We start from the raw sequence: 6,198 nt of genomic DNA, 5'->3' as shown, positions 1-6,198 counted from the left end.
ACAGTGACCTCCTATATGTTTAAATTTTGGTTATCTAAAAAATGTGGATAACTTAAAAGAATGAGCATAGTCGATTTTAGCATTTTTTCAAAACTTTTTCCACAAGCAATTGTTCAATGTGGAAAAAAAGTACACAAGGGTGAAAAAAGTTTTCCACAGGGTGTCGACACTTGCGGAAGAAAGTGGTTGTTGAATGAGTTATCCACAAAAAGTTGAGAATAATTAAGCTTGACACAATCATGTTTCAAGAACTTATCAACAGCTGAAAAAACACCTGTGTAAAACTTTTTAACAGGCTGTTTTTTTGTGTAAAACTAGTGGGAAAATGGCTGTGAACAGAAAAAAATGTGGAAAACTATCCACAAGCTACTCACAGGAAAATTTAATTTGTGGATAATTGAAACGAATCTTTCTCAGGAAATATTTCTTAAATTTTATTGACAAAAGACCCTATTACTCGTTATACTATCAAAGTATGTCTATATATTGATGGATAGTTACAATTTCAGGAGGTGTAATTGCATGAAAAGAACGTATCAACCAAACAAACGTAAACGCCAAAAAGTTCACGGATTCCGTAAACGTATGAGCACTAAAAATGGCCGTCGCGTATTAGCAAGCCGTCGTCGTAAAGGTAGAAAAGTTATTTCTGCTTAATGATGGTCTGGTCTTTTAAACAGTCAATTTCTAAGAACCCTTAGTTATCTCCATAATTTTTTGGAAGATGTGAAGATAACTAAGGGTTCTTTTTCTGTTTTCAATAAAAGAAAGCAGGATTCTATAGAAAAGGCTACTAAAAAAGAGCGGAAATATGCTATTATTATTAAGAAGTAAAAAAATATAGAAACAAAGGGATGCCGATGAAAAAGTCCTACCGTGTCAAGAAAGAAAAAGAATTTCAACAGGTGTTTAATAAAAAACAATCTTGTGCAAATCGTCGTTTCGTGGTGTACGTTTTAGAAAAACCACAACAAGCCCATTTTCGAGTGGGGATTTCTGTTGGGAAGAAAATTGGAAACGCGGTCACAAGAAATGCTGTGAAGCGGAAAATCCGCGCGAGTTTATTTCAATTAAAAGACCGTATCTCTCCAGAAATTGATTTTATCGTGATTGCACGTCCAGGATTGGAAAAATTATCGTCTGAAGAAGTGAAAGCTAATTTAACACATGTGTTAAATTTAGCTAAAATATTAGATGTAAGAGAGGGAATTGAGTAGTGAAGAAGTATAAGCGCTTATTATTAATGGCTGGGTTAGTGACCTTAGTCTTTGTTTTATCCGCCTGCGGAACCGCGCCCGTAAGTGAAAGTAGTACAGGAATTTGGGATCGATACATTGTTTATTATTTTGCCCAAGCGATTAAGTTCCTATCATTAGGCGGCAGTGTCGGAATTGGGATTATCCTATTTACGTTAGTCATCCGGATTATTTTATTGCCGTTGATGCATTTCCAAACGAAGAGTATGCGTAAAACACAAGAGTTGCAACCGCAATTAAAGGCCTTGCAACAAAAATATTCTTCAAAAGATCCTGAAACACAACGCTTATTCCGAGAAGAACAGCAACGTTTGTATGCAGAGAATAATGTGAATCCTTACATTGGCTGTTTACCACTGTTGGTTCAACTACCAATCATGATGGCTTTGTATCAAGCCATTTCACGCGTGCCTGAGTTAAAAGAAGGAACGTTCTTGTGGTTAAGCCTCGATAAGCCGGATCCGTATTTAATTTTACCGATTTTAGCGGCCGTCTTTACGTTTGCTAGTACGTATCTTTCAAGTATGAGCCAACTAGAAACAAATGCCTCACTGAAAATTATGAATTACGTTATGCCAGCGATGATCTTCTTTATGGGGATTTCATTAGCCAGCAGTTTATCTCTTTACTGGGTGGTCTCAAATGCCTTCCAAACAGGGCAAACATTGTTATTAAACAATCCATTCAAAATCCGTAAAGAGCGGGAGGAAGCAGCACGTCAAGCCAAAGCACGGGAGCGAGCGCTTGAACGAGCAAAAAGTCCTAAGAAAAAAGGGAAGAAAAAATAAAGGAGGTCGTTCAGATGCCGATTTATGAAGGAAATACAATCGAAGAAGCAACGCAGAAAGGCTTACAAGCACTTGGTTTAACCAAAGAGGATGTTACAATTGATGTGTTAGACGAAGGAAAAAAAGGATTTTTAGGTCTAGGAAAAAAACTTGCCCAAATTTCAATGGAACCAACGATTAGTGAGCAAGTCACAGAAGCGGTCGAAGAAACAGTGGAAGATATTGTTGTTGCCGATGAAGCAACAGCAGTGGAAGAAGCAGTTGAGGAATTAACCGAAGCAATTCCTAGTCTCTCAGAGGAATCAACACATTCTTTAGAAAATCTGGAAGATGAAGCTGCTATTACTGAATTAGCGATGTATTTAACGAATATTTCAAATGAACTGAACGCCCCTGCCATGGTTCGCATAGCGCGCGAGAATGGCAATATTATCTTCCATTTAGAAACAGAAAAACAAGGTATCTTAATTGGAAAACACGGAAAAGTGTTAAATGCGTTACAGTATTTAGCGCAAGTCTTTATTCACCGCATTGCAAGCAATAAGCTATCGATTGTTGTGAATGTCGGAAATTATCGTGAAAAACGTCATGAAATTTTGGAACGTTTAGCGAAACGCACTGCGGAAAAAGCCAAACGCACTGGGCGGCCAGTCTTCTTGGAACCAATGCCGGCTTTTGAAAGAAAACAAATTCATCACACGCTAAGTAAAGATGAGCAAATCAAAACCCATTCTGAAGGGGATGAACCTTATCGGTATTTAGTGGTTGAACCAGTTAAGAAGTATTTTTAAACAAACAAAGAAACGTTGGCAACTCTCAGCAGGGACTGAATAGTTGCCAACGTTTCTTTGTTAAATGATTTTTTAGCCGTCTCCGTTTCTTTTTTTATGTTATGATAATCAGTAATTACTCCAGTAGTAAATTCAAATGAAAAAGTTTTGTAAAGAGACGTAGGGGGAGCAACAGGTATGCGTACGGAGAAAATACTGGTTGTAGATGATGATGCAGCAGTTCGTCGCTTGATTTGGAAAGCATTACAATCAACAGGTATTCTTATTTACCAAAGTGAATCAATTGAAAAAACAAAAGATATCGTGTCCAGAGTTACCTTTGATTTGTTCATTTTAGATGATAACTTGGAACATGACAGCGATGGTTACTACTTAGTCCAAATGATTAGAGAGAAATATCCACTAGTGCCAATTATCTTTTTTAGTAGCAAAAAAGAAGAAGAGGATATCATTGCAGCCTTGGAAATGGGCGTGGATAGTTATATAACGAAACCTTTTTCCTTGAATGTTTTTAAGGCTCAGGTGATTGCTTCGCTGAATCGAGCTCGAATGATTCGAAAACAATTGAATATTTATAAAAAAGAAGAACTACAGGTAGGCGATTTCCGTTTTGATTATGGTCGTTATCAACTATTTAAAAAGGATTTACCTATTTCATTGTCTTCGAAAGAAGTTCAATTAATTCAATTTTTTCTGGAGAATCCCGAGCAAGTATTCTCTAAAGAACAAATTTACAGCAGTGTTTGGGGTACTGGGGATGTCGATGCGAATACGATTATGGTTTTTATTAATCGTTTACGAAGTAAATTAGAAGAAAACCCGAAAGAACCTTGTTACCTTCGGACCGTTTGGGGCATTGGTTATACCTTTACGCCAGATGGTTGCGTACAAAAAAAATGAAAAAAGGCCCGCAGTTGCACGAGCGACTGCGGGTCTTTTTTGATTATTCAATTTGCCGACGTTCCATTTCTTTCAAAATAAATTGAAGCGAACGATTTAGATGTTCATGGGTTAAAAGTGTGATCTGGTCAATATTCTTTGTTTTCATTCCGCGGAAAATTAACCAATGTTCTTCTAGGGCAATACTACGACGTTCTGAGGCACGAATCGCAATATCTCTGAAATAGATTAAGTAAGCATGGAGATCAGTCACAATTTTTTTTAAACGTAGCATCTGACTCTTAGTATAAATAAAGGAATTAAAATCTGAAAAGTTCTGTAGTAAGTCATCTACTTGGTTATTTTTATTGTATTGTTCTCCTTCGAGAAGTAAGGCTTCCAATTCATCAAAATCTTCTGGTGTCATGAGTTCCATGGCTTTAATGGTTGCTAAAGTATCCAAAGATTTACGAATATCATAAATTTCATAAGCATCTTTCATACTAATCCCTTTAACCACGATACCCACCATAGGTATATGTTCCACCAATTGTTCTTTGACCAATTCTTGTAAAGCAAAGCGAATGGGCGTCCGACTAATGTTTAATTGCTCGGAAAATTCTTTTTCGTTAATCCGTTCACCTGCAGGAATATCCCCTAAAATAATGGTTTTTTTAAAGGCTTCGTAGGTACAAATTTTTAGAGGTTTACTGCTGGTTAAATCTAAGTTCCGTTTTACTGCTTCAACCGTTGGATTCATATGAGGCACCTCCCTATAGGTTATTTTTATAGATAATAAATATAATATTAAAAATGAAAATATAACGCAAGAAAAGACAAAATGAAAAGAAAACCGAGGAGAAAAGGCACTCCTACGGTTTCAGCGACGACGTTTAATTTTGTGGAATAAATAAAGGCATGTGACCTAAAGCAACAATTGTAACAACGAAAATAACGAAAATTCCTAAGGCATATTTTGCCGATTCTTTTTGCCATTGGCCCATATCTAAACCAGTTAAACGTAATAGCAAGTAAATAAATGCCACTAATGGACTTAATAAGTGGAACGCTTGCCCCATTAAGGAAGCTAAAGCCATAGACATATTGTCAAATCCATAAGAACGTCCAGCTTCTGCTAGGACTGGTAAGACACCGAAATAGAAACCGTCGTTTGAAATAAAGAATGTTCCTGGTGCTGAAATGAACGCAATCACTAAGCCCCAAGCGCCGGCTAATTGTTTTGGAATAATATTAACAAAGCTATTTGCTAAGGCATTGGCCATACCAGAACCTTGGAATAAGCCCATGAAGACGCCAGCAGCAAAAACTAAGATAACTACTTGCACAGCATCACCAGCATTTGCACTGATGCGGCTGCTTTGATCTTTTAATTTTGGATAGTTGATCATTAAAGCGATACAAGTACCAACTAGGAATAATAATAACGGTGGCATTTCAATCCACGAAGGCAAACCTAATTGACCAACGAATGAACTTAGGACTAACCAACCGATTAAGACAATCGTTAAAATACCATTGAACGCAAAATTCTTTGGACGACGAATTTCTAATAACTCAGGATCGTTAACAATAGTCATTTCTTCCAATTCTTTATCAGTAAGCGTTGTCACGCCTAAGCGAGCACGTTCTTTTTTCCCCATGCGATAAGCAACAAAGAAGATAACATACAATACAGATAAAATCATACCAGGTGCTAAATAAGAAAGAATGTCGGCATCAACTTCTAGTACGGCCATGGCACGAGCTGTTGGACCGCCCCAAGGTAATAAGTTCATAATGGTGTTTTGTAAGATAACAAGCACACCTAAATTCATCAATTTCATATTAAGTTTTTTGTAGATGGGAATAAACGCAGAACAGCAAATCAAGGTCGTGGTTGTTCCATCTCCGTTTAAGGAAACAGCAGCAGCAACTACCGCAGTAGCCATCAAGACTTTCATTGGATCGCCTTTAGCAAAGTAAATCATTTTTTTAGTGATTGGGTCAAACAAACCAGCATCCAACATAATAGAGAAGTAAAGAATGGCAAATAATAACATAATACCAGTTTTTGAAGTAGTTGAAATCCCATCTAAGACGAAATTCCCAATGTTGACTTCAGGGACAACACCGTCAGCACCAGGTGGCGGACTCGCTACTCCAGTTGCAATTGCAATCAAAGTAAAAATAAGAGGAATAATTACTAAAGATGTAAACGGTGACAATTTCTTTTTCATGATTACATACATAAAGATGATAATCATACCATAAGCTAAAATAGTGAGTAACATGTTTTTCTTCCTTTCTTTTTTTAGAACTTTTTTGTAAGCGTTAACAACCGGTGTTAATAAAAAAGAATAGCCATGAGAAATGTTTCACAGTATTCTGGTTTACAACAAAAAATATTTTTTGTGTTTGTCTATAGTGTGAGAATATACAAACTTTCGCAGAGAATAAATAGCCTAAAACAAAAAGAACATCAAA

7 protein-coding genes are annotated in these 6,198 nt (G+C 36.7%); 5 read left to right on the top strand and 2 right to left on the bottom strand.

All coding sequences use genetic code 11. The annotated features are described in order from the left end of the window. Positions 1-522 precede the first annotated feature (522 nt). The 5 genes from rpmH to IGJ90_RS13870 all read left to right on the top strand — a co-directional run bounded on the left by rpmH (position 523) and on the right by IGJ90_RS13870 (position 3,735). Complete coding sequence (rpmH, locus tag IGJ90_RS13890) at positions 523-657, top strand: 50S ribosomal protein L34 (RefSeq protein ID WP_002356012.1); 135 nt, start codon at positions 523-525, stop codon at positions 655-657. A 203-nt stretch (positions 658-860) separates the two neighbouring features. Further along, positions 861-1,217 (top strand): ribonuclease P protein component, encoded by a 357-nt coding sequence (gene rnpA, locus IGJ90_RS13885; RefSeq protein ID WP_002356011.1) that lies wholly within the window; start codon positions 861-863, stop codon positions 1,215-1,217. Continuing rightward, a complete protein-coding gene (locus tag IGJ90_RS13880; protein ID WP_002356010.1) occupies positions 1,217-2,044 on the top strand; it encodes a YidC/Oxa1 family membrane protein insertase in 828 nt (275 codons plus the stop codon). Before rnpA ends, IGJ90_RS13880 begins: the two co-directional genes overlap by 1 nt. A gap of 14 nt (positions 2,045-2,058) precedes the next feature. Beyond that, positions 2,059-2,835, top strand: coding sequence for an RNA-binding cell elongation regulator Jag/EloR (gene jag, locus IGJ90_RS13875; protein WP_002361456.1), 777 nt, complete (start codon positions 2,059-2,061; stop codon positions 2,833-2,835). 177 nt (positions 2,836-3,012) lie between these two features. Then, the gene (locus IGJ90_RS13870) at positions 3,013-3,735 is read left to right on the top strand and encodes a response regulator transcription factor (RefSeq protein ID WP_002368650.1); all 723 of its coding nucleotides are present in this window, start codon (positions 3,013-3,015) and stop codon (positions 3,733-3,735) included. A 43-nt stretch (positions 3,736-3,778) separates the two neighbouring features. Here IGJ90_RS13870 and IGJ90_RS13865 read toward each other — a convergent pair whose 3' ends face one another. Together IGJ90_RS13865 and IGJ90_RS13860 are read right to left on the bottom strand one after the other, a co-directional pair. After that, complete coding sequence (locus tag IGJ90_RS13865; protein WP_002356006.1) at positions 3,779-4,474, bottom strand: GntR family transcriptional regulator; 696 nt, start codon at positions 4,472-4,474, stop codon at positions 3,779-3,781. Positions 4,475-4,607: 133 nt separating this feature from the next. Next, a complete protein-coding gene (locus IGJ90_RS13860) occupies positions 4,608-6,005 on the bottom strand; it encodes a CitMHS family transporter (RefSeq protein WP_002356005.1) in 1,398 nt (465 codons plus the stop codon). Positions 6,006-6,198 lie beyond the last annotated feature (193 nt).

The organism is Enterococcus sp. AZ129 (genome assembly GCF_051714505.1).
GTDB lineage: Bacteria > Bacillota > Bacilli > Lactobacillales > Enterococcaceae > Enterococcus > Enterococcus faecalis.
This window is presented reverse-complemented; position numbering and strand designations above follow the sequence as displayed.